The 20999-nt window shown below is 63.8% G+C and carries 18 protein-coding genes; 9 read left to right on the top strand and 9 right to left on the bottom strand.

Features of this window, described 5'->3' with window-relative positions; genetic code table 11:
• Positions 1 to 159: 159 nt before the first annotated feature.
• From BKA07_RS07790 to BKA07_RS07770, 5 genes are all read left to right on the top strand, one after another.
• Positions 160 to 1578 carry a cytidylyltransferase domain-containing protein gene (locus tag BKA07_RS07790; protein ID WP_167950404.1) on the top strand — a complete coding sequence of 473 codons (1419 nt, stop codon included), beginning with the start codon at positions 160 to 162 and terminating at the stop codon, positions 1576 to 1578.
• Positions 1575 to 2462: an N-acetylneuraminate synthase family protein gene (locus tag BKA07_RS07785; RefSeq protein WP_167950403.1), complete on the top strand. Its 888-nt coding sequence runs from the start codon at positions 1575 to 1577 to the stop codon at positions 2460 to 2462. The genes BKA07_RS07790 and BKA07_RS07785 overlap by 4 nt, the downstream gene beginning before the upstream one ends.
• A 156-nt stretch (positions 2463 to 2618) precedes the next feature.
• Positions 2619 to 2963, top strand: a complete 345-nt coding sequence (locus BKA07_RS07780) for a hypothetical protein (RefSeq protein ID WP_167950402.1) — start codon at positions 2619 to 2621, stop codon at positions 2961 to 2963.
• Positions 2964 to 3348: 385 nt separating this feature from the next.
• On the top strand, positions 3349 to 4344 hold the full coding sequence (locus BKA07_RS07775) for a glycosyltransferase (protein ID WP_167950401.1): 996 nt from the start codon (positions 3349 to 3351) through the stop codon (positions 4342 to 4344).
• On the top strand, positions 4341 to 5774 hold the full coding sequence (locus BKA07_RS07770; protein ID WP_167950400.1) for a polysialyltransferase family glycosyltransferase: 1434 nt from the start codon (positions 4341 to 4343) through the stop codon (positions 5772 to 5774). The genes BKA07_RS07775 and BKA07_RS07770 overlap by 4 nt, the downstream gene beginning before the upstream one ends.
• A 251-nt stretch (positions 5775 to 6025) precedes the next feature.
• Here BKA07_RS07770 and BKA07_RS07765 read toward each other — a convergent pair whose 3' ends face one another.
• From BKA07_RS07765 to BKA07_RS07755, 3 genes are read right to left on the bottom strand one after another with little or no spacing between them, the layout of a single operon-like run.
• On the bottom strand, positions 6026 to 9334 hold the full coding sequence (locus tag BKA07_RS07765) for an HAD family hydrolase (protein ID WP_167950399.1): 3309 nt from the start codon (positions 9332 to 9334) through the stop codon (positions 6026 to 6028).
• Positions 9331 to 11124, bottom strand: coding sequence for a hypothetical protein (locus BKA07_RS07760; RefSeq protein WP_167950398.1), 1794 nt, complete (start codon positions 11122 to 11124; stop codon positions 9331 to 9333). Before BKA07_RS07760 ends, BKA07_RS07765 begins: the two co-directional genes overlap by 4 nt.
• A complete protein-coding gene (locus BKA07_RS07755; protein ID WP_167950397.1) occupies positions 11121 to 12641 on the bottom strand; it encodes a polysaccharide pyruvyl transferase family protein in 1521 nt (506 codons plus the stop codon). The genes BKA07_RS07760 and BKA07_RS07755 overlap by 4 nt, the downstream gene beginning before the upstream one ends.
• 579 nt (positions 12642 to 13220) lie before the next feature.
• Between BKA07_RS07755 and BKA07_RS07750 the strand changes: the two genes are divergently transcribed.
• Both BKA07_RS07750 and BKA07_RS07745 read left to right on the top strand, forming a co-directional pair.
• Positions 13221 to 14273, top strand: coding sequence for a polysialyltransferase family glycosyltransferase (locus BKA07_RS07750; RefSeq protein ID WP_245161879.1), 1053 nt, complete (start codon positions 13221 to 13223; stop codon positions 14271 to 14273).
• Positions 14260 to 15552, top strand: coding sequence for a DUF6716 putative glycosyltransferase (locus BKA07_RS07745; protein ID WP_209043903.1), 1293 nt, complete (start codon positions 14260 to 14262; stop codon positions 15550 to 15552). The genes BKA07_RS07750 and BKA07_RS07745 overlap by 14 nt, the downstream gene beginning before the upstream one ends.
• A gap of 97 nt (positions 15553 to 15649) precedes the next feature.
• Here the strand turns inward: BKA07_RS07745 and BKA07_RS07740 are convergent, their stop codons facing one another.
• Entirely contained in the window at positions 15650 to 16429 is a 780-nt protein-coding gene (locus tag BKA07_RS07740) for a TetR/AcrR family transcriptional regulator (protein WP_167950396.1), read from the bottom strand.
• A 77-nt stretch (positions 16430 to 16506) separates the two neighbouring features.
• On the opposite strand from BKA07_RS07740, the gene BKA07_RS07735 reads away from it, so the two are divergent.
• Positions 16507 to 17523, top strand: coding sequence for an ATP-binding cassette domain-containing protein (locus BKA07_RS07735; RefSeq protein ID WP_167950395.1), 1017 nt, complete (start codon positions 16507 to 16509; stop codon positions 17521 to 17523).
• Entirely contained in the window at positions 17520 to 18302 is a 783-nt protein-coding gene (locus BKA07_RS07730; RefSeq protein WP_167950394.1) for an ABC transporter permease, read from the top strand. The genes BKA07_RS07735 and BKA07_RS07730 overlap by 4 nt, the downstream gene beginning before the upstream one ends.
• A 20-nt stretch (positions 18303 to 18322) precedes the next feature.
• Here BKA07_RS07730 and BKA07_RS19775 read toward each other — a convergent pair whose 3' ends face one another.
• The 5 genes from BKA07_RS19775 to BKA07_RS07705 all read right to left on the bottom strand — a co-directional run bounded on the left by BKA07_RS19775 (position 18323) and on the right by BKA07_RS07705 (position 20986).
• Entirely contained in the window at positions 18323 to 18811 is a 489-nt protein-coding gene (locus BKA07_RS19775) for an SRPBCC family protein (protein WP_167950393.1), read from the bottom strand.
• Positions 18812 to 18887: 76 nt separating this feature from the next.
• On the bottom strand, positions 18888 to 19250 hold the full coding sequence (locus tag BKA07_RS07720) for an iron chaperone (RefSeq protein ID WP_167950392.1): 363 nt from the start codon (positions 19248 to 19250) through the stop codon (positions 18888 to 18890).
• 134 nt (positions 19251 to 19384) lie between these two features.
• Complete coding sequence (locus BKA07_RS07715; RefSeq protein WP_167950391.1) at positions 19385 to 20002, bottom strand: SRPBCC family protein; 618 nt, start codon at positions 20000 to 20002, stop codon at positions 19385 to 19387.
• Positions 19999 to 20337 (bottom strand): ArsR/SmtB family transcription factor, encoded by a 339-nt coding sequence (locus tag BKA07_RS07710; protein ID WP_167950390.1) that lies wholly within the window; start codon positions 20335 to 20337, stop codon positions 19999 to 20001. The genes BKA07_RS07715 and BKA07_RS07710 overlap by 4 nt, the downstream gene beginning before the upstream one ends.
• Before the next feature lie 136 nt (positions 20338 to 20473).
• Positions 20474 to 20986 (bottom strand): GtrA family protein, encoded by a 513-nt coding sequence (locus BKA07_RS07705; protein WP_245161877.1) that lies wholly within the window; start codon positions 20984 to 20986, stop codon positions 20474 to 20476.
• Between the last annotated feature and the right edge of the window lie 13 nt (positions 20987 to 20999).

Raw genomic sequence — 20999 nt, 5'->3', positions numbered from 1 at the left:
CCGCTACGCGGGTCTGCCCAGCGTCGGTCGAGCACCCGCCAGGGGACGTCGACACACCCCCGCCCTCACACCTCGACACGCACCCGCCACGAAGGCGTCGCCTCGGCGACATTGCTCGTTCACCTGAGGGCCACCTGCCCTCGTTAGCGTCGAATCATTGTGAATGACCAATCGATTCTGACTCCCCCAGCGCCCACCGATCGTGTGAGCTCGGCTCCCGACGACGCCGTGGGCTCGGCACCCGCGACCGACGACGGCGCAGCCCGCCCGCACCGGGCAGTGGCCATCATCCCCGCCCGGGGCGGATCCAAGGGAATCCCGCTGAAGAACCTGCAGAAGGTCGCCGGGATCTCGCTCCTGGCGCGCGCGATCAACGCGGCCAAGGCCACCCCGAGCATCGACCGTGTCGTCGTCTCGACCGACCACGAGGACATCGCCGCCGAGGCGATCCGTTCCGGCGCCGAGGTGTCCCACCGACCCGCGAACATCGCCGGTGACACCGCGAGCAGTGAGTCTGCGCTCATCTATACGCTGTCCCACCTCGGCGAGGACTTCGACACCACCGTATTCATGCAGTGCACCTCACCGTTCATCGACTCCGCCTCGATCGACAATGCGGTCACCGCCGTCCGCGACGGAGACGCCGACGTCGTGTTCTCCGCCGTCGAGGACCACTCGTTCCTGTGGCGCCTCGATGACAGTGAGGCAGCCGTGGCCGTCGGCCATGAGGCCGGCTTCCGGCCCCGCCGCCAGGATCGGGCCAAGCACTACAACGAAACCGGCGCCTTCTACGTCATGCGCACCGACGGCCTCCTCGAACACGAGCACCGCTTCTTCGGACGCATCACGATCGAAGAGGTCCCGCCCGAACACGCCCGCGAGATCGACGACATGTCGGACCTGTCGCTGGTCCGCGCGATCGCCTCGACGCAGGAGACCGCGCAGCTCGTCGACGTCGACGCCCTCGTCACGGACTTCGACGGAGTCCACACCGACGACAGCGCCTACGTCGACGAGGACGGCAACGAACAGGTCCGCATCCACCGCGGCGACGGCATGGGCGTCTCACGCCTCGTCAGATCAGGGCTGCCTGTCATGATCCTGTCGAAGGAACGCAATCCGGTCGTCACCCGCAGGGCGGAGAAACTTCACGCCGATGTCACCCAGGGCGTCGACGATAAGGCGAGGATCCTGGCCTCGTGGATCGATGAGCAGGGCCTCGACGCGACTCGAGTCGCCTACGTCGGCAACGACATCAACGACCTGGAGGCCTTCGACGTCGTCGGATGGCCCATCGCAGTCGCGGACGCCCACCCCAAGGTGCTCGCAGCGGCTCGAGTGGTCCTCGACCGGCCCGGCGGCAAGGGAGCAGTTCGCGAAGTCTGCGATCTCATCCCGGTGCCCGACCAGGCGATCGAGGCGAGGCCGGCGCGAGGACTGACATCGGTGCTCGACTCCGACCAGCACTGTTCCGACACATCTGCGACCATCACCGACCAACCGTCCATCCAGCAGCAACAGCCGTTGCTCACGAATCACGCAGAACGTCTGCGTACCAATCGAAAGCAGGTTTCATGACTGATCAAATCTCCCCCGTGGCCATCGGCAACCAGCTCGTCGGCCCGAATCAGCCCGTGTACATGATCGGCGAAATCGGCATCAACCACAACGGCGACGTCGAGATCGCGAAGCAGCTCATGGATGTCGCCGTCACCGCCGGCGCTCAGGCCGTGAAGTTCCAGAAGCGCAACCCCGACGTGGCTGTGCCCGACCATCAGAAGTCGAAGATGCGCTCCACCCCGTGGGGCGAGATGACCTACCTCGACTACAAGTGGCGCGTCGAATTCGGCAAGGACGAATACGCCGAGATCGACCGCTACGCCAAGGAAGTCGGTCTGCAGTGGTTCGCCTCCCCCTGGGACACTGACTCCGTTGACTTCCTCGAGAACGAGTTCGACGCCGTCACCTACAAGGTCGCCTCGGCCTCGTTGACGGACTTCGAACTCCTTCGCGCCATCGCCGCCACCGGCAAGCCCGTCCTGTGCTCCTCGGGCATGTCCGACTGGGCGACTCTGGATGCGGCAGTCGAGGTCTTCGACAGCGACAAACTGGTCCTCATGCACGCCACCTCGACCTACCCGCTGCCTCCCGAAGAAGTCAATCTCAAGGCGATCACGGCCATGCGCGAACGCTATGGTCAGCCTGTGGGCTATTCCGGCCACGAGCTGGGCCTCGAGATCTCCTTCGCCGCCGCAGCACTGGGCGCCGTGACCATCGAACGCCACATCACCCTCGACTCGTCGATGTGGGGCTCCGACCAGTCCGCCTCGATGGAACCACGCGAGTTCGCCTCGCTCGTCAAGGGCGTCCGCGTCCTCGAAACCGCCTTCGGCGACGGTGACAAGCGCGTCATGCCGGGCGAGGAATCGAAGATCGATTCGCTGCGCAAGGTCAGCGTCTGAGCAGGCTGACTGCGAACTGCCCCACCACCTCGGCGAGGTGATGGGGCAGTTTTCGTGTTCCCTCGCGGAGGTGTTTCGTTCAAAGCAACAGTGTGACCGTGATCGACGGCATACTCTGGAGGCAGGAACAAGGATTCGAGATTGGACGGAAATGTGATGGGATCTGACAATACCCGAGCGCAGAATGTGATCCTGCAAGAAGCGAAAACCTTGGGCGAGTTGGGTGCAGCTTTGAGAGAGCAGCAGATTCCTCGGATCCCTGTCCGCATTCCCCGAACACTGGCCGAAACTGCCGTAGCAGCGTGGCAGCGCGACGCGGGCGAAGGCGGAACCCTGGACGAGGAAACTTTCGAGGAGCGTATCGCACGGCAGAGAGCAGGAACCCTCGCTCTGATTGGCATCGCCGTTGAGGAGCGGGGTCAACGAGATAGTGACTGTGTTGTTGTGGATCTGCATCCAGAGCAAATAGGAGTCGCTATGGATGCCGCTGATGAACTTTGAATGCAAGGTGATGGGGGTGGTTTCCCGGTTCCCTGAGCGATCATGGAGTCACGATTCGTACGCGTTCGCGTCCTTGCCGCGTCTGGCGATATAGAGGCTCCAATTCGTTGATCCCGCTGATGAACACATCGTGTCCCTGACCTGTCACACAAGCGCTGAGCGACCACATTCAAGTGACCGGGGACAACATTATGAGTCTATCCGCTTCAGGCAAGGCACCTGGTTCACCCGGAGACAATACCGGCAGCTCGCAGGGGAGTTTGTCAGCGACCGGCACTGCCGCCGAGTCTCTTGGCGTCAACCTCAACGACACTCACCGTTCGCTTAGGAATTTTAAGATCGGTCGAATGCAAACTTTTCAGCCCGTCCGTCCCGGAGAGATTCAGTGACCGAAGCCGACCTCAGCATCATCATCCCCGCGAAGAACGGTGCCTCCTACCTGCCGACGATGTTCGGAAGCCTCCTCCGGCAGGGAGACATCTGGGAGCGCAGCCAAGTGATCTTCGTCAACGACGGTTCCACCGATGACACCCCTCGTGTGCTCGATGAATTCGCGGAGAAGTTCCCGCGTTTCGACGTCATCACCAACCCTGAGGCCGGTGGACTGGCCAACGCCCGCAACCAAGGGCTGGAAGCGGCGATCGGCGAGCACGTCGCCTTCCTCGACGGCGACGACTGGTTGGCCCCGGACCATCTGCCCACGCTGCTGGAGGCCGCACATCGGCTCGACGTCGACTTCATCCGCTGCGACCACACCACTGTTGAGGGCGCCAAGCGCTCCTTCAAACGCGCCCCGATGGCCGTGCGCAATCGGGCGCTGGACCCCAGAGTCGGGATCCTGCCCGCCCACGATTCGACCATGGTCGACTACCCGTATGCATGGGCCGGGCTGTTCCATCGACGCCTTCTCGAACAGGGCATCCTCGACTTCCCCGCCGACTTCATGACAGCCGAAGACCGTTCGTGGATCTGGCGACTCCACCTCCGGGCGGCATCGTTCGCCGTCGTCGACTCCCCCGGCATCCTCTACCGGAGAGGCCTGGTGGGATCGCTGACTCAGATCCTCGACGAACGCCAGCTCGACTTCATCCGGGCCTTCTCACAGGTCTTCCACCTCATCCGCGATGAGGCCGAACCCGAACGGTGGTGGCCGAAGGCGATCCGCAACTGGCTGGCCATCCTCGACCACCAGATCACCCGCTTCGGTTCCTCTCCCGCCTCCCTGCGCATGAAGCTGCGGCGCGGTGCGGGAATCGTATCGTCGCAGATCCCCAGTGAACTGCTGATCCGAGAATTCTCTCAGCAGAAGCCGAGCCGTCAGCTCAACGTGTGCAGCTATCTGGGCGCGTCGAGCTCTTACATCACGGAGATGGTGAAATGAAGCAGATCTTCCTGGCCTCGTCGTTCTTCGAACTGGTCTGTCTATCGGCCGGAATCGACTCGGGAGTCTATGACACGACCGCAGCGCCCGCGCTGCTGGGCACGCAGGGTGTCGAGCCCTCGGACGTTTCGTCGAAAGACGGTAGTTCCCGTGAACGAATCCTGCTGCTGAGCAACAACGCCGCGGTGCTCGAGCTCTCGCGCCCGTTCTCGCAGACGCCCGGCGCAGATCGGCTGCTCGCCCGCTTCGACCGCGTCGTCGACCTCAATGCCTCTGTCCATCCGTCCCACCCGTCGACGTGGAGTCCGGCGCAGAATGATCTGCCGATGGTCGAAGCCCACCTGAGGCAGACGTGGGATCTCGGCGAGGACGACGTGGAGCTGGTGCTCGAGTCTCCTCAGGTCAATCCGGCGATCGCCCTCGGCCGCGTGTTCGCCTCGGCGACCATCCGCGTCCACGCCGACGGCCTCATGAGCTACGGTCCGACGCGCAATCAGATTCCACTGGCCAACGGTCAGCGGATGTCGACGCTTCACTACCTGCCGCTCGTCCCGGAGCTCGAACCGCGTCTGCTCGCCGAATTCGGCATCGTGCCTGAGCCGCTCGATCCGGAGGCCTTCCGCAGCGTCGTGCGCGAGGTCGGCGATTCCACCGCGTCCGACCTCGACGCGGGCCTCGGTGACGAACTGCAGGGCTCACCGTGGGCCTTCGCCGTCGGTCAGTACCTGGCTGCGCTCGGTCTCATCACCGAGGAAGAGGAGACGGCTCTCCACGTCGAGATGATCCGGCAGGCCGCGGCCCGGGGCTTTTCCCGAGTCGTCTTCAAACCCCACCCCGCCGCACCGCCGGCACAGCTCGAGCCTCTCTTCACCGCTGCGGAGGAGGACGGCATCACCCTGTCCGTCCTCGAACTCCCCGTCCTCGCCGAGGTGGTCATCGACCGGCTGCGCCCGGGCCTGATCATCGGCGGATTCTCGACCGCCTTGGCCACGGCGCGTGAGGTCTACGGCGTCCCCGCGCTCACGGTCGGCGCCGACATGCTCCTCGAAGCGATCAGCCCCTACCAGAACAGCAACCGCATCCCCCTGACCATCATCGCCGAGGTGTGCGACGGTTCCGAACGCGCGTCCCAGTCGACCGCGACACAGCTCAAGGCGCTCGTCGAAGCGGTGAGTTACTGCATGGCCCCCGACATTTCACGTGACCTCAGGAGCGGTGCCGAGGACTTCCTCGAACGTTCGGCCGAAACTGCTCGGTTCAGCCGCTATTTCAAACGCAAGCGCCTGGCCAGTCTGCGGCTTCCCGGAGGCGATGTCGAGAAGTTCGCGCCCCGTTCGTTCGCCCGCAGGACCGGCACGCTCGCCGTGCTCGCCGCACGTCGGCAGGGCAGCAGGCTCGTGAATCGTGCGAAGTCGCGTCAGCGTCGGTGAGACCTGGCCGGGTCAATGCCGCCGGCCGGTCGTGGGCGCTTCCTCATGACCGTCGACAGGTCAATGACCCGACCACTTGCATCCGCCCGGTCTGAAGTGCACGAAGGGCCCCGTCGTTCCGGTTCTTACTCTGGAACGACGGGGCCCTTCTACTCGCCCCCGCGCGCTCGCTCACGGGTGGCACGCACTCGCTCGTCGGAGGCACGCACTTGCTCACGGGCGGCACGCACTCACTCGCGGAAGGAACGCACTCATCTGCGGGATATGAGGTTCTTTCGCACTCGGCGTGCTCTCCACTCGAGACCGTGGCCGACGCGTGAGGCGAGCGCCTTGGCCTCCGTCGTCACTGTCTGCGATGTGGTCGTCACTGTCTGCGATGTGGCTGCTGTCTGCGATCTCAGTTCCGCGATCTCGGCCCGGGCGTCCTCCAGCTCCTGTTCGAGGCTCCGCCGTTTCTCGGCCTCGCACTTCGCCAGGCCCTCCGCCTCCTGCGTGTGCTCACGGTCGTCGGCCGATCGTGCGGGAGCCTTCGCCTCACATGCGCTGCGGCCTTCCTTCCAGTAGTCGAACACATCGTCGGCGTCACTTCCCACGGTGTCCTCATGTCTGCCGCCCTCCAGAGACAGCGCATCGGTTCGGCTGGGGTCGCTCATGAAGGAGGCCAGCATGTGCGAAGCCAGGCGCGGACGCATGACGAACTGCCCCGTGTGGCCGCTGAAGATGCGGAAGAAGTCGTCGATGCACTGCCTCACGCCCGCGTGGACGGCGTTCCTGATCGGGTCCGGGGTGTCCGAATCTTCGAACACGGGATTGCCCGTCACCGGGTCGAAGCCGGTGCACGATTCGAGTCCAGGTGGCGTGATGAGGTATTCGAGCATTCCCCCACTGCGGAAGAACACGGGGTCCGTGGTGAATTCGGCGACCTCGAGGTCGTTGATGGCCGCATGCTCGGTGTTGTGCTCCATCGTCGTGAAGTAGAGTCCGGCGACGTTTCGCCCCAAGGCCAGGGTGATGCCGCGCTGTGCGGATCCCGAATAGCCGACGTCGACGATGGCCGGGTGAGTCGCCTCGCCGACCGCGTGCCGGAAGTAGTCCCGAGCAGCCCGGTCGTTGCCTGCGCACTGCTCGACGATCGACTCCGAGAACTGCGACAGAGCGTTCTTCACGCTGTCGGCCGTCTTGCCGATCTTGGCATCAGCGCTGCCCGGGCCTGCGGCGGCGATCGGCGGCCCGAATTCCTCGGCCGCCGATGCCCCGAATCTGGTCGTCAGCATGGTTCTGACGTTCGAGCGCGGGCTCAGGCCGTGGACGAACTCGGTGTAGCCGACGTGGCCTCTGGCCTGGTTGAACAGGTCGAACATGGCTCGCCGTGAGCTCATCACGTATGACATGTCCGGTACGGCACAGGCCCGTGAGTTCCGGGCCTCCCCGGCCTGTGAGTCCCGAGCGGACGTGTCCTCGGCATGATCGACCCCGGCCTGTGAGTCCTCGGCCAGGCGCTGACAGATCTCGAGCGGCAGATAACCGTCCCGGGACAGGAACAGCAGTGCATCGTTGCCGTGTTCGGCCGCGGTCTGCAGGATCCACGATGACCATCCGATCAGCGCCGGTGCGACAGCAAGATATCCCAGCAGTTCGGGGCTGCCGCCGCACGTCGAGTCATCGGCGAAGTCCCGGTAGGGGTTGTCGAAGACCTCGGAGTGGACCATTCCGCGAAGCAGAGCCGATGCCCTCTCCTCACGCACGTCCTTCCAGATCGCGGCCAGACGCGGGTGCGACTGCGCAGCGTGCGTTGCACTGGGCAGCCATGCTCCTTCGAGTCCGGCGCGTTCGGCATTGTCGACATCATGGTCCTTGCGGTCTCCGATGTGGAGGATCGCCTTCTTCGGCAGGTCGAAGGCCGCTGCGGTGACTGCGAAGAGATCACCGGCGGCCTTCGTCTTCTGCTCCTGCAGCGACGTCGTCACATGGTGGGCCGAGGCCGACAGTTTCGCCAGAGCGACAGCATTGAGCTGATCCTCGTCGAAGTAGGTGTCCGTCGTGACCGCCCACGGTTTGTCGTAGGCCTCGGCCACCTGAGTCAGGGCGAACCCGGCTCGCCGCAGCTGCACGAGCTCGGCCTCCAGCTCCACCTCCTCTGCCATGAGCGACGCCTGCACCTCGGCATCGATTCCGAGCACCGTGCCGATGTAGTCATAGACCTGTGAGAGCGCGTATTCGGCGGGACGACCACCGTGCTGCTTCATGTGGGCATCGAGGCGCCTGAACGCGGTGGAGCGCACATCGGAGAAGCGGACGAACTTCGGCATCTGATCGCGCAGGCGCCTGTCCAACAGTGCGAAGACGTCGGAGGCGTTGACGGCAGGTCGTTTGACGAGGGTGTCGAAGAGGTCGAATGAGACCGCACGCACCGCAGGGTCGGCGATGCGGCGGACGAGTTCGACGTACTCCGGTCCGAAATCCACCTCGCCGAGGGCACGCAGCGCGCCATCGTCGCACAGCCTCGGCGCTCTGGTGAAACGGGCGCGGAAGATGTCCATCGCAGTGCTGAGGTGGAGCACATTGGGCAGGTCGTCGATGCTCGGGACACGAGCCGCCAATGCCACTTGGTTCGAGGTCAGACCCCGGCGCTCGACTCCGACGGCCTTCGCCACATCATAGGGCGCCCGCGATCGGATCGTGAAGCTGGGAACGTTGAAGTAGTGCGGCACGGTCAGCAGACTCGTCGAGCTGATCGCCACGATCGCTGCCGGCGGTTGGTGGAGGATGACCTCCTCGAGGAGCCCGCCGGAATCGGGGAACTCGACGACCCGGTCCCGGTGGGCTGCGTCCAGTCGGTCTCTGACCAGTTCGTACAGGCGAGAGGACTCCCGCGGGTGTCGTTTGTAGGCGACCTCATACCCCTTGTCGACGATGCTTCGGACTGCCTCGGCGTATTCCTCGGCCGCGTCTTCCAGGCTTTGGGCCCGCCCCTTCTTGAACAGGTACTGCTCGACGACGACGACGGTCTCCGGGGTGAGGACCTGCTCCTGCGGTTCGGTCGAGGCCTGGGTCAGCAGAGTGCGGAAGCGGTCTCGGTTGAGGAGTCCGAACTTCTCCGGATGCTCAGCGGCTTCGGGAGACACGTAGAGATCGAGATAGTTGTGGCAGTAGATCCCGGCCACTCTCGACTGTTCGTCGTATCTGTCGATCAGACCCGGATAGTACGACGCCAGCCCTTCTTCGTAGAGAACGATTCTGGCATCGGGATAGGCCGCGAAGACGCGGTTGTGCAGCCAGGTGTTGTGGGTGAAGAACATCCTCACTTCGCCCGGATTCCGACACAGATCGGACATGAACTGCGGGTCGGCCAACTGCCCGATGTACTGACCCGGTTCCGTCAGGAACACGCATTTGGACACTGGTGCCAGGGACCGCATGCGACGTTCCAAAACGGCGTTCGAGGCGGGGTCGGAGCTGAAGAGCACCAGCACCGTGAGCTCGTCATGTTCGGCGACACCGCCAGAGGACATGCAGTTGAGAAACCCGAAGAGGCCGTTGACCACGAATAGTCGCTTCATTTGGTGAGTGTTCTCCTCACTCGCCGAGCTGCTTTGAGCCCGAACGTCTTCGCGGCCACACGTGCCGCGTCCGATCTGTTGCCACTTGCCGCGAGCGCTCGTACCAGGACCCGCCGATTCGCCAAGGATGCGCTGTTCGTCCGCAGAGCTTCCTTCGAGACTCGAATGGCCTGGTTCGGCTTGCCCGCGTCGAGGAGCTGCTGAGCCAATCGGTACCCGTGGGCGCGTGGAGGTTCAAGCACCTCGGCGGGTGGGGTCGGAAGCGGCTGGGACGCTTTGTCACGCAGCTCGATGATGAACCGGATCTTCTCGCGTTCGGACAGCTGGGCGAACCACAGTCCGTCGAGGTCCGACCATTCGGGTTCGCCGTTGAGGCTCCACGGTTTGGGTCCGACGAAATGCACGATCCTGGCCTCATCGCCTCTGATGACATCGGGATAGCGCCCCAAGGCGCGGCGCAGGGTGTTGAACTGGTGTGGGAGCCAGGTGACGTCGTCCATGATCACGTTGAGGAATCCCTGGTCACCGCCATCGTAGGACGGGGTGTCAGGGATCGCGTCGATGATGCTCATGTAGAGCGCGCTCGATGGGGTGCAGACGAACACGCCCGAGTTGAAACGATGACTTTCGAGGCGCAGACCGAAGTCGGGTGCGGCGGCGAATCCCTCGTATTCAAAGAGTTCGTCGGTGGCATCCAGCACCACGGTATCGGCATCGATGAAGGCCACACGGTCGAGGAATGTCAGACCGAAGGCCTCGAGCTTGGTGTACGTGTTGGAGAACCTCGACTGGTGCTGCTTCGGCTGGTGCGGGCTGCGGATCGAATTGACCTCGTAGAGCCGCACGTTGCCCATCTCGAAGCTGATGTCGCCGCAGTCGAAACCGGGCGGAACCATGAGGATCAGGGGCACGTCCGAGACTCGGCCGAGGGAGTTGGCAAGTGCTCTCACACCCCACAGGTAGTCGGGCGAATCGCACATCGTCACATACGCGCAGCGCAGCAGCTCGCCCTGGGATCCGACCGGCAGATGCGTGTACAGGTGCGTCGACCCCGACGGGTATTTGGGGGCCGGCGTCAGACGCCTCTCCGATGGTTGGGTCGTGGCCGCGTCGAGCAGTGGGAACATGCGGTTGCCGACCGTGACGTCGCGCAGCTTGACGTCGGGGTAAGTCGTAGCGACATCTGCCAGCAGAGCCACCTCGGCGTTCGTGTGGTCCCAGGAATCGAATCGCCGTGACAGGGACATCCCGGTTGTGGGCCGGCGCTTGCGCACGGAGATGTAGGGGCGTTGGGTGGTGATCGAACCGAGTGCGGCGCCGAGGATGTAGATCGTCGAATACCCCATGGCGGCGACGGCGGCCGTCATCGTGCTCAGCGCCGAGGGCCTGAGCTCGCGGATGAAGTGTGCCGCTGTCTCGGGTGCGTCAACCAACAGCGGCGCATAATCGCGGACGTTGTCGAGCCCGATGCGGTGGAACGCCTCGGTGCCTCGTGTGCTTCGCGAGGAGTCGATGAGGATTTCATCGATCCGGTATTCGCCGCGAAGCTTCATCTTGGTGATCTCGGACATCGAGACATTGTCCGCGACGAACCAGCCGGCGACGCTGCTCCCGAAGAGGGACACGTCCTCGCTGCCGAACGTTCCACAGCGGAAGACCTCGACATCGTCCGGGATGAGCGCATAGTCGATGTCGGCCTGATTGATCCGCGGGTCGACGACGAGAGCGGATCGGCCACGGCGGCCCCTGGTCGGTGCGAGCGTGTCTGCAGTAGTGCCAGCATCGGTCATGAGTCAGCCCTTCCTCTCTTCATCACGGTGTCGACCGTTCTGCCGACCTTTCGGCGCGCCTGGCGGATTCTGGCGCTCGCCGTCTCGGAGCTCTGCTGTGCAAGCTGTTCGCGCAGTGCACGATTCTCCTTCTCCAGCAGCTTCGTCTTCTCTTCGATCCTCTTCGTCTCCTTCTGCATCGTCCCCGCGCTCACCTGCTCTCTGAGCATCGATTCTTCGAGGATCCGACGATCATCGGCCGCCGTTCGACAATTGCGCAGCGCCGTCTTCAGTTCTGCTTCGGTCTGGCGTGCCTTCTCGTGGAAGGTCTGTTGGCGGTGGATGCTGTTCTCTCGCTGCACCTCGAGCAGGAATCGACTGCGTGCCATGTTCCAGGCCTGCGCGTCATAGGGTGCGAACCGGGTGTCGAGTGCCGAAGGTTCACCGCCGAGTCCCGAGTAGATCGCGTCGAGGTTGTCGAGGGTGATGTCGAGGAATTCGGCCTGCTTGCCCGCGATCTTCTCGCGGTTTGCCTCCCGGTTCTCCCACCCGTCTTCGATCGTGGCGAGCATCGAGTCGACGAACGCGTCATCCTTCGGATCGTGACGCCACTGGGGCAGCCCGATGTCTGACAGGAAGTAGCCGAGCTTGGGGTGGACGTCGAAGGAGAACGGAAGGGCGCCGAGGCCGAAGGGAATCATCTGCGCATGGCCGCGGCAGCCAAGTAAGAACGGCACATCGGACAGATCGCGAAGGCCGCGGGTGAGGACGTCGTCGCCGTAGACCTGCACCATTTCGCGTTGCTTGAATTGCTCTCCCAAACGGGCCGACAGTCGGTGATCGGGCTTCGTGAAGGGGGTGAAGACGACGTCCCATCCGGCTTCTTCGAGGCGTGGCAGCAGCGCACCGGCCCTGTCGATGACCGTGTCCGGTCCGACTCCGTGGCCCGCGTAGCGCCGACTGGTGGACAGCTGCAGGCCGATCCGCTTGGCATCGGGCTGGTCGGTGTCGATGGGCAGCACGGATCTCGACAGCGTCGTCGGACAGGGCTGGAAGGTGATCCGTGAGGCGAGTTCGTCGGGAACATACTCCGCGACCTTCTCCATCGAGCCGTGGTTGCGCAGTCCGAAGAAGACCGACTTCTCGATCGTGCGCGTCACGTGTTCGGAGAATGGGGGTTCGAACTCGGGCTGACCGTAGAAGCGGTTGTAGCCGACTGCGAAGACGATCAGAGGAACCTCGAGCTGGTCGAGCATGTCAAGTGAGATTCTCCACTGCCATCCCGAATCACGATTCGGATTCGTGTCCGACAGGAACAGCCCTCCGCCCCCGACGACGACCGCATCGGCCGTTGCGTTGATGTAGCGCACCAGGGCGGGGCCGACGTTTTCGCGTAAGGGCCGCGAATCGTAGATGTCGAACGCTTCGCCTGCACCATATGCCTCAAACATGTGTTTGACCGCAGGAAAGAGCAGCGTATCCCCGAAGTTGTTCTCCGTGGCAATGTCGAAGTGAAACAGCTTGAACGCCGTACCCATGGATCGCTCACTTCTCCTGTTCGATCGCAGCTCAGTCGACTGGCCTGCGAAAAAGCCTCATCTCACCGGCGCGCATGCACGCGCCCGTCTGTCATCTGCCTCGGGTCCGATCGCAGCCGCGATCAGTCCCTGCACCGGTTCCGGAGTCGACGGCATCATCTGATTCGCCATTCCCCCACCTGCGCCGAGGTCGTCCTCCATGTTCCATGGCACGTGGCCGAATCGACGAGCTCAAAAGCCGAATTTGCCTGACGTTGCGCAAGCGTTCACGTGGCAGTCACGAGGCACTTCACCGGTGGTGTCACCTCGGTGACCGCAGTCACAGCCGCGGCCGCCGTCGGAGCGTCGCCGACCACCGCCACACCAACTCACCGCAGTTTCGGCTCCGGAATTCATCTCGTTCACCTGCGATCCACCGGAGGTTTCCCCACGGAGGCTAGATTGGTGGCAAGAAGCCGAAGGAAGAAGAAGCAGCGCCGGCAAGACCGGCGACAGCGTGAGACGGGCCAGCGACAGCGTGAGACGAGCCAGCGACAGTGGAGGCGGAAATGACATCGCAGCGGAGGAATTGCTGAATCCATGATGGCCACAGGCAACACGGCACCAGCCGAAGGGACGCCGGAGATGAAGGCTGAGAAGGGGAAGACTGGACGAAGAACGTCGATCGCCTTCGTCGAATCGCCCCTCCAGTTCCTGTCCGCGCTCGAGGCCAACGAGCCCGAGGAGGACATGCTCATCCGTGCGCGCCCCAATGCCAAGGGCATGACCTCGTTCCTCGACGCCTTCGACACCGACTGGCTGCCGAGGAACGTCCGGCTCGAACGGGGAGGGGCCAAGCCCGGAGTGCTGCGCAGACAGTCCCCGGACCGCATCTACCTCGGCGATGTCTGCTCCGGCCAGGTGCACAAGGCGCTGACCCTGGCCTACCTTGAGCGGCGCATGCCCGAGGTCGTCGTCCTCGATGACGGCCTGGCCACGTACTCGGCGATCGAGATCCTCACCAGCAAGAACGGTCCCCTGGTCCGGCCGAGGCAGAAGCTGAAAACCTCCCGCGCGATCATGGCCGCTCATGTCGCGGACCGACTGCGTGGACTGGCTCCGGCGAGCAAGCTGCGCTGGCACACCGCACTGCCGGTGTCGAAGTCCATGCGCACGGACTTCCTCAAGACCGGCGGAGAGATCACCCGCCACCGGTTCGAACACCTGCAGACCCTGCCGACCGGCGGAAGCCACCCCCGGGACAACCCCGTCATCGGCTCGGCACTGGTTGCCGATGGGCTGATCCGCGAAGACGCCTACCGCTCCTGGCTCGATGGACTCGTCGCGGACGGTCCGATCACCTATTACCCGCACCGCCGCGAAACCGACGAGTTCCTCACCGAACTCGACCGCGACGAGCGTGTGCGGATCAAACACGTCGGTCTGCCGATCGAACTGCGCCTGATCAACCTGCCGCCGAATTCCACCATCCGCAGCCTCCCCAGCACCGCAGCGATCTCCCTGTCGGTCCTCAACCCGGACGTGACGATCAGCGTCACGGAGATCCCGCCGGAATGGTGGACCGGAGCCTCCGCAGATAATCTGCGTAAGTCCCTCAACGCCCAATCGGTCAAGGCAGATGTCGATTCCTAACCCACCCACAGACGAACCCGTGCGGATCGTCTCCTTCTCCGACAGCGAGTCCTACCTCAAATGGGCGACACAGCTGCTCAGTTCCCTGCCCGGCATCGAGGCCGACGTCTACCTCATCGACAGCCCCATCCTGCCCACCGCTGAGCAGATCGCGAATGCCACCGCCGGCACGTCCTGGGCTGAGCGCAGCATTCCGATCGTCGCCCGCACCGAGGTTGCCCGCATCATCGCCGAACACCGCGCCGACATCGTCCTCGGCGCCGCCACCGGCCCGATCGTCGCGCAGCTCTTCGTCTCCGCGCATCGGCTCGAGCACCGCCCGGCACTGGTCTCGGGGCTGCCCGGCATGGGCCTGCCCGCCAGCAACAAGGGCATGAACTACCGCCGCCTGATGGATGCGTTCATCACCCATTCCTTCGCCGAGGTGGCCCAGTACACCCATGTCAGTGCACTCACGCAGGTGCCCTGTGAGATCTACCTGGCCCGCCTGCCGATGCTCCGCTCGGAGGGGATCCCCCAACCAACAGACGCCGCCGGCGCATCCGAACCGACCGGCGCATCTCAACCGACCGGCGCTTCCGGGTCCCCTGCATCGCGTACAACTGTGACGGCCGGCAATGTCCCCCGGACACTCGTGTTCGCCCCGCAGGCCAAGGTGCCCGAATCCCTGGCCGACCGCGAATCGATCGTGCGCGCCCTCGCCGAGTTCGCCTCTCGTCACCCTGGTTCGACCGCCGTGGTCAAGATGCGTTCCAGGCCCGGCGAGCACGAGACGCATCACGAACTGCACTCGTACGTCGGCATCCTTCAGTCCCTGCGAGTCCAGGGGGTTCCCGGAGCTGAGTGCATCGAGCTCGGCTATGGGCCCCTCGATGAGTTCCTCGTGCCCGGTGCCGCCCTGGTGACAGTGTCGTCGACGGCTGCGTTGGAGGCCTTCGACCGCGGCATTCCCACCCTGCTGATCTCGGACTTCGGCGTCGACAGGGATCTGCTCAATGAGGCCTTTGCCGATTCCGGCGCCACCGGCACCCTCGCCGAAGTCGCGGCCGGGACCATCGGCTTCCCCACCTCGGCGTGGTTGGCTCAGAACTACTTCCATTCCGACGACGGACGGCTGAGTCACCATCTGCAGCTGCTGGCCACCCGGGCCAGGGCAGGTCAGCTGCCGAACCGACGCAGCGCGGTGTGGAAGCAGAAGCGCCTGCTCATCCGCGCCGAACTGCGGACCCTCGCGCCCACACCGGTCGTCACCGCCTACCGAAGACTGCGGTACTCCTGAACTCTTCGCCGAGACAACGGTGCAGCGCCGATCCAACGGTGCACGCACAAGCGTCTCGGGACTCCATCGTTGTGTCGAGGGAGTCAGCGTGGGGGCCTCAGGTACGACTCTGCAGCTGAGTCGTGACACCGAGGATGATGGTCTCGAGCCCGTATTCATAGACGGCTCTCTGACTGGTCACTGCCTGGTACTTCTCCCCCACCGCAGACCCGACTCGGCCTGACACGGGGAACGAACCCTCAGGCATGACCTGCTCGAGGAGCGGGGCGTTGGCATTCCACCAGTCCAGATCGCTGACCCCGGAGCTGTGTTCGAGCCTCTGCGCGTTGATGCTGTTCGCGGCGCTGGCTGCGGCATGCGACTCGATGAGCGCGACCGTGTGGTCCATGGCGATGTCATCGAGTCCGGTGCCTTCGAAGGCTTCGAGCGCCCATTCATAGCGGGCGGAGATCTCGGGGCCGATCCACGGCCGATGCGACTGCGCATCGACCAACCACGGATGCCGGTGATACTCGTCCCAGAGAATTTCCGAGAAGGTGCGCACCCGGTCCGCCAACGACCCCGAATGCTCGGGCCGTGGACTGAGACCGATGACCTTGTCGACCATGAGCCCGATCAGACCTGACCGGTGCGGCACATAGCTGTACAGGGACATGACCGAGACTCCGACCGCCTCGGCGACCTTGCGCATCGAGAGCGCCTCAAGTCCGTCTGCGTCGGCGAGGACGATCGCGGCATCGATGACCTGATCGACGCTGAGCTTGCGGCGCGGCCCACGCCGACCCTGCTCGACGTCGAGATGATCGCGCCAGAGTAGGCGCAGGACCACGTCGGCGCTCTCCGGATCGAACCGTTGCGAATCAGCGTCGGAATTCATTCTTGCAGTCTACTCCGTGCGGTGTAGAATGTTTCAACCAGAACAACTCCGTACAGTGTTACTAGTTAGGAATCTGTATGCGCGAAACAGGCGAACGACCCCGTGGATGTCCGGCGCTTCGAGCCGCAGGATTGGTCAAGACCTACGGCAAGGTGCGCGCCCTCGACGGGCTCTCGATCGACATCCCAGCCGGACGGATCCATGGCTTACTCGGACCGAATGGCGCAGGAAAGTCGACACTGGTCAACATCCTCAGCACGCTCGTCGAGGTCTCCGAGGGCAGTGCAGAGGTCGTCGGCTTCGACGTCTGCACCCAGGCCACCGAGGTGCGCCGCCGCATCGGACTGATCGGCCAGAGCGCAGCCCTCGACGAAATCCTCGGCGGCCGCCAAAATCTTGTGATGTTCGGCCAGCTGCTCGGACTCTCCCGTCGCGAGGCCGCCTCGAGAGCCGATGAGCTGCTCGAGAAGTTCTCCCTCACCGAGGCGGCAGACCGTGCCGTGAGCACCTATTCGGGAGGAATGCGCCGACGCCTCGACATCGCCGTGGGAATGATCCTTGACCCCGACATCCTCTTCTTGGATGAACCGACCACCGGCCTCGATCCTCGCGGACGCACAGACGTCTGGAACTCCGTGCGCGAGATCGCCGATCGCGGCACCACCGTGCTGCTGACCACGCAGCATCTCGAGGAGGCCGATGTTCTGGCGGATCGGATCTCGATCATGAAAGCCGGCAGGATCATCGCCGAGGGCACGCCGAGCGAACTCAAGCAGCAGCGTGGGGGCGACCGAATCGAGATCACTGCAGGCGACGAGGCGAAGGCTCGGGCCATCCATCGCGCTCTTCACGCTGGAACAGGGGCCGGAGCCGGGACGGGCGCGACAGATGGAGCAGCAGCCGACGAGACGAACGAAGTGGAGTTGAACGAGGAGACCGGCGTCGTCACCTACCCGGCGACACGCGGCTCTCGCGACCTCAGCACGGTCATCCGCCGCCTCGACAACGCAGGAATCATCGCAGACGACATCGTCCTGCGCCGACCCACCTTGGACGAGGTCTTCCTCGCTCTGACGGAGAAGGAGCACGCATGAGCATTGTCAGAGAGGGCCTGATCCTCACCCGCAGAGACCTCGCCCATTGGGTCCGCCAGCCGTGGACGCCGATCTTCGGCCTGCTGTTCACCATCATGCTGCTGCTCATGTTCGCCTTCATCTTCGGCGGCTCCATCCGACTGCCCGGCGGCGGCGACTACATCGGCTTCCTGCTCCCGGGCATGATGACCTTGGCCATGATGTTCGGCCTCGAAACCACGATGACCTCGATGGCTGCAGATGCGAAGAAGGGGATCACCAACCGCTTCCGGTCGATGCCCATCAGCGACGCCTCGGTTTCACTGGGACGAGTCGGAGCCGATATGGTCAGCTCGATGGTCGAGATCGCCATCCTCATCATCGGCGGACTGCTGCTCGGTTGGAGGGCGACGAACTCCCCGCTTGCCGGTCTCCTCGCGGTGGCTCTGCTCCTGTGGCTGCGCTTCGCCGTCCTGTGGGTCGGCATCTTCCTCGGGCTCACCGCGGGCAGACATGACGGTGCTACCGTGCTCGTGCAGGTGCTCGTCTGGCCGGTCGGGTTCCTCTCCAACGTCTTTGTCGCCCCGGAATTCATGCCCGACTGGCTGGGCGCGGTTGCGGCGTGGAATCCCATATCGGCAACAGCGACGGCCGTCCGCGATCTGTTCGGCAATCCTTCCGGAATCACCGGCGGGTGGCTAGCCGACTACGGGATCGTGGCAGCCATCGCCTGGCCGCTGGCGATCACTGCAGTGTTCATGCCGCTGTCGGCTCGGGCTTACCGACGGCTGCGGAAGTAGCCGCCGACTGCACCGCGCGATCAGTCCTTCGATTCGCGGACGTCAGTTCCGTCCTCGGCGTAAGCCTTGAAGTCCTGCATATGTTGGCGTGTCTGCTTGATGAAGACGCCGCGCATCAAGGGAGCCGCGAATCTCAGCAGACCCTTGAACCGGTATTCGTTGTCACTGACCCACAGGGTGGCCTCCGGACCGCTCTCGGTCAGCTGCTCGTGTGCGGAGCTCCACATGCCGTTCGCGACGATCTCGCGCGCGAAATGGATGACTTGATCGGAAGCGATTCCGTGCAGATTCGCCGGTTCTCGACGCGTGATGGTTTCGGTGCACTCCATCGACCCTTGCCCCGATCGGAACACAACCCTCGATTCGGTGCCGACGTGCCCATCCGTGCCGCGAATCGGCTCATGAAGCACCAAGCCTCGTAACCACTTCGGCCTGTGTGCGGGGTCGCTGAGAAGCTCGCTGACAGCCTCCCTCGGCAGCGCAATTTCAAGCGAGATGGTGAATTTCATGGTGAGGTTCTCCGGATTCCTCAGGGAACGGTTGAGCCGTTTCGGTCACTGCCGGGTTTGGTCACTGCCGGTTCGGTCATTGCCGGTTTGCGTCAATCTGGCGCGCGTGGAAGCGAACGAGGTCCTCGATCAGTTCGCTGGGCAGCGGCTTCTCCAGCGTGAACTGAATCGCGTGAACGGTGGTCTTGTAGTCCGCCAGGCGGTCCTTGAATTCTTCGATCGCCCAAGACGAGGGGAACAGGCTCATGTGCTTCTTCGAAGCAGTGAAATACACCAGCGCACGGTTCTTGTATTTCAGGGTCGGCATGCGGTAACTCAACGATTCTTCAGCGCTCGGAACGAGCCCGGTCACGAGCGCACGAATCCGCTCAAGCTCCGCTCGGAATGCCGGATCGACCCCGTCAAGGTACTCATCAACGCTGGTTGCCTTTTCGCCCATCACTCTGTTCCCCTCTCGTCTTCGATCCTTACGCAAGCGCTCGTCTTCCTTCCTCGAGCAAGCACTCGCCTTCGATCCTCGAGCAAGCAGAGGTGTCCTGCTTGCCACTTTCCCCACCGGAGCGATTGGAGGCTTCATGTCTCGTCCAGATAGAAGGCCGCCGTCTTCAATGCTCGCGCCTTCGCATCGCTCTCTGATGTTCCCGCTTCCTGGTCTGCCCACCCCCAAGCAGCCGCTACCAGACGAGTCAGCCTCGGGCCCTCGGGCGTGCTAGCGAAATCCTCCAACTCGTCAGGGGCAGATCCAGCACCGCCCGCGAGATGCAGCGACAGAGCTCGCAACCCCTCTTCCCAGCCCACACCAGTTGCCGCGGGACCGTAGGCCTCCCAATGGTCGTTGGGAGGAACATGATGGGTCACCCGGAGCACAGTGCGCTCGTTCGCAGTCGGGATGAAGTCGACATCAACGTGGCTGACATCCCCCTGGTACTCCCATGTGATGGCCAGGTGCCGGGGTTCTGCGCATCGCAGAATGTCGCCCTCCGTGCCACTGTCTGTCAGGGCATACCGGCCACCAGGTGTGAGGTCGCCGCGCACCGGTTCAAACCATCGCGCGAGTCGCTGGGGACTCGTGCACGCATCCCACAGATCGGCGGCATCGGTGTCGAAGGCACGCTCCAGAACAACCTGATGCGAGCTGCCGCTGGTTGTGACCTTGCGAATCACTTGGTTGATCTCGTCGGTGATATTCATGGTGCCGCACTCCTCCTGGAAGACTTACCTCGCTGCACCTCGGCGTCGAGGGAGGACAGGGCATCGCTCCACAGTCCCCGGAATTGTTCGAGCCACACGGCTATGTCACGCAGGGCACCGGGATCGAGGGAGTAGAGGCGACTCGTGCCGTCGGGACGGGAATGCACCAGCCCCGTCTCACGGAGTCTCCGCAGATGACGCGAAGTGGCCGGTTGGACGAGCCCGAACTCCGCCTCCATCACGTCGGCGAGCTCGCCGGCGGACACCTCACTGTCGCGGAGGCACTCGACGATACGGCGACGAGCCGGATCAGCGAGGGCTGCGAGAGCATCCATGTCGTTAATATAACTGTTTGTGTTATACAGATCAATAGATAGTTTCGCCGCGACAACGGTGCAGCGCCGAGGCAACGGTGCACGCACAAAAGTCTCGGCGCTCCACCGTTGTGTCGGCGAAACTGGCGGGAAAGGTTCAGTCCCGGTCGTCGGGAACGGTGCGGGACTCGTCCAGCTCCACGACCACCTCGGCGGCCGGCGTCGCGTCCTTGAACACCCACGTGCGGTAGGCGTAGAAGCGGAAGAGCATGGCCAGGCCGACGCCGATGATGTTCGTCGAGATGTTGTAGGTCAGCTGGTCGCGCATGTCGAGCAGGTACCAGGTCACGCCCAGCGGGATGACGGTGATGACCATGCCGACCATGTTGACGACGACGAAGAGCGAGATGCCGCGCAGATTCGAGCCGGTGGCGCGGTCGCCGTACGTCCAGAGCTTGTTGCCGGTCCAGACGACCATCATGGAGATGACGGTGGAGACGATCTTCGACTTGATGGGGCTGCCATCGAGCAGTGCGGGGATCGAGCCCAGGCCGTAGGCGAGGACGTTCGAGAGACCCACGTCGACGATGTATCCCAGACCACCGACAGTGAGGAACTTGAACGCTTCCCCCGCGAGGCGCCGCATACGGGCCGAAATTGACTCTTTCATTACAGACACCAAC

The sequence above is a fragment of the Brevibacterium marinum genome (genome assembly GCF_011927955.1).
Classification (GTDB): Bacteria; Actinomycetota; Actinomycetes; order Actinomycetales; family Brevibacteriaceae; genus Brevibacterium; species Brevibacterium marinum.
This window is presented reverse-complemented; position numbering and strand designations above follow the sequence as displayed.

Excerpts from the sequence above, each read along its gene's own strand:
- BKA07_RS07730 (WP_167950394.1), top strand. The coding sequence starts at position 17,520 with ATGAGCATTGTCAGAGAGGGCCTGATCCTCACCCGCAGAGACCTCGCC.
- BKA07_RS07750 (WP_245161879.1), top strand. The coding sequence starts at position 13,221 with ATGATGGCCACAGGCAACACGGCACCAGCCGAAGGGACGCCGGAGATG.
- BKA07_RS07745 (WP_209043903.1), top strand. The coding sequence starts at position 14,260 with ATGTCGATTCCTAACCCACCCACAGACGAACCCGTGCGGATCGTCTCC.
- BKA07_RS07735 (WP_167950395.1), top strand. The coding sequence starts at position 16,507 with ATGCGCGAAACAGGCGAACGACCCCGTGGATGTCCGGCGCTTCGAGCC.
- BKA07_RS07785 (WP_167950403.1), top strand. The coding sequence starts at position 1,575 with ATGACTGATCAAATCTCCCCCGTGGCCATCGGCAACCAGCTCGTCGGC.
- BKA07_RS07760 (WP_167950398.1), bottom strand. The coding sequence starts at position 11,124 with ATGACCGATGCTGGCACTACTGCAGACACGCTCGCACCGACCAGGGGC.
- BKA07_RS07770 (WP_167950400.1), top strand. The coding sequence starts at position 4,341 with ATGAAGCAGATCTTCCTGGCCTCGTCGTTCTTCGAACTGGTCTGTCTA.
- BKA07_RS07715 (WP_167950391.1), bottom strand. The coding sequence starts at position 20,002 with ATGAATATCACCGACGAGATCAACCAAGTGATTCGCAAGGTCACAACC.
- BKA07_RS07755 (WP_167950397.1), bottom strand. The coding sequence starts at position 12,641 with ATGGGTACGGCGTTCAAGCTGTTTCACTTCGACATTGCCACGGAGAAC.
- BKA07_RS07780 (WP_167950402.1), top strand. The coding sequence starts at position 2,619 with ATGGGATCTGACAATACCCGAGCGCAGAATGTGATCCTGCAAGAAGCG.
- BKA07_RS07765 (WP_167950399.1), bottom strand. The coding sequence starts at position 9,334 with ATGAAGCGACTATTCGTGGTCAACGGCCTCTTCGGGTTTCTCAACTGC.
- BKA07_RS07705 (WP_245161877.1), bottom strand. The coding sequence starts at position 20,986 with ATGAAAGAGTCAATTTCGGCCCGTATGCGGCGCCTCGCGGGGGAAGCG.
- BKA07_RS19775 (WP_167950393.1), bottom strand. The coding sequence starts at position 18,811 with ATGAAATTCACCATCTCGCTTGAAATTGCGCTGCCGAGGGAGGCTGTC.
- BKA07_RS07720 (WP_167950392.1), bottom strand. The coding sequence starts at position 19,250 with ATGGGCGAAAAGGCAACCAGCGTTGATGAGTACCTTGACGGGGTCGAT.
- BKA07_RS07710 (WP_167950390.1), bottom strand. The coding sequence starts at position 20,337 with ATGGATGCTCTCGCAGCCCTCGCTGATCCGGCTCGTCGCCGTATCGTC.
- BKA07_RS07740 (WP_167950396.1), bottom strand. The coding sequence starts at position 16,429 with ATGAATTCCGACGCTGATTCGCAACGGTTCGATCCGGAGAGCGCCGAC.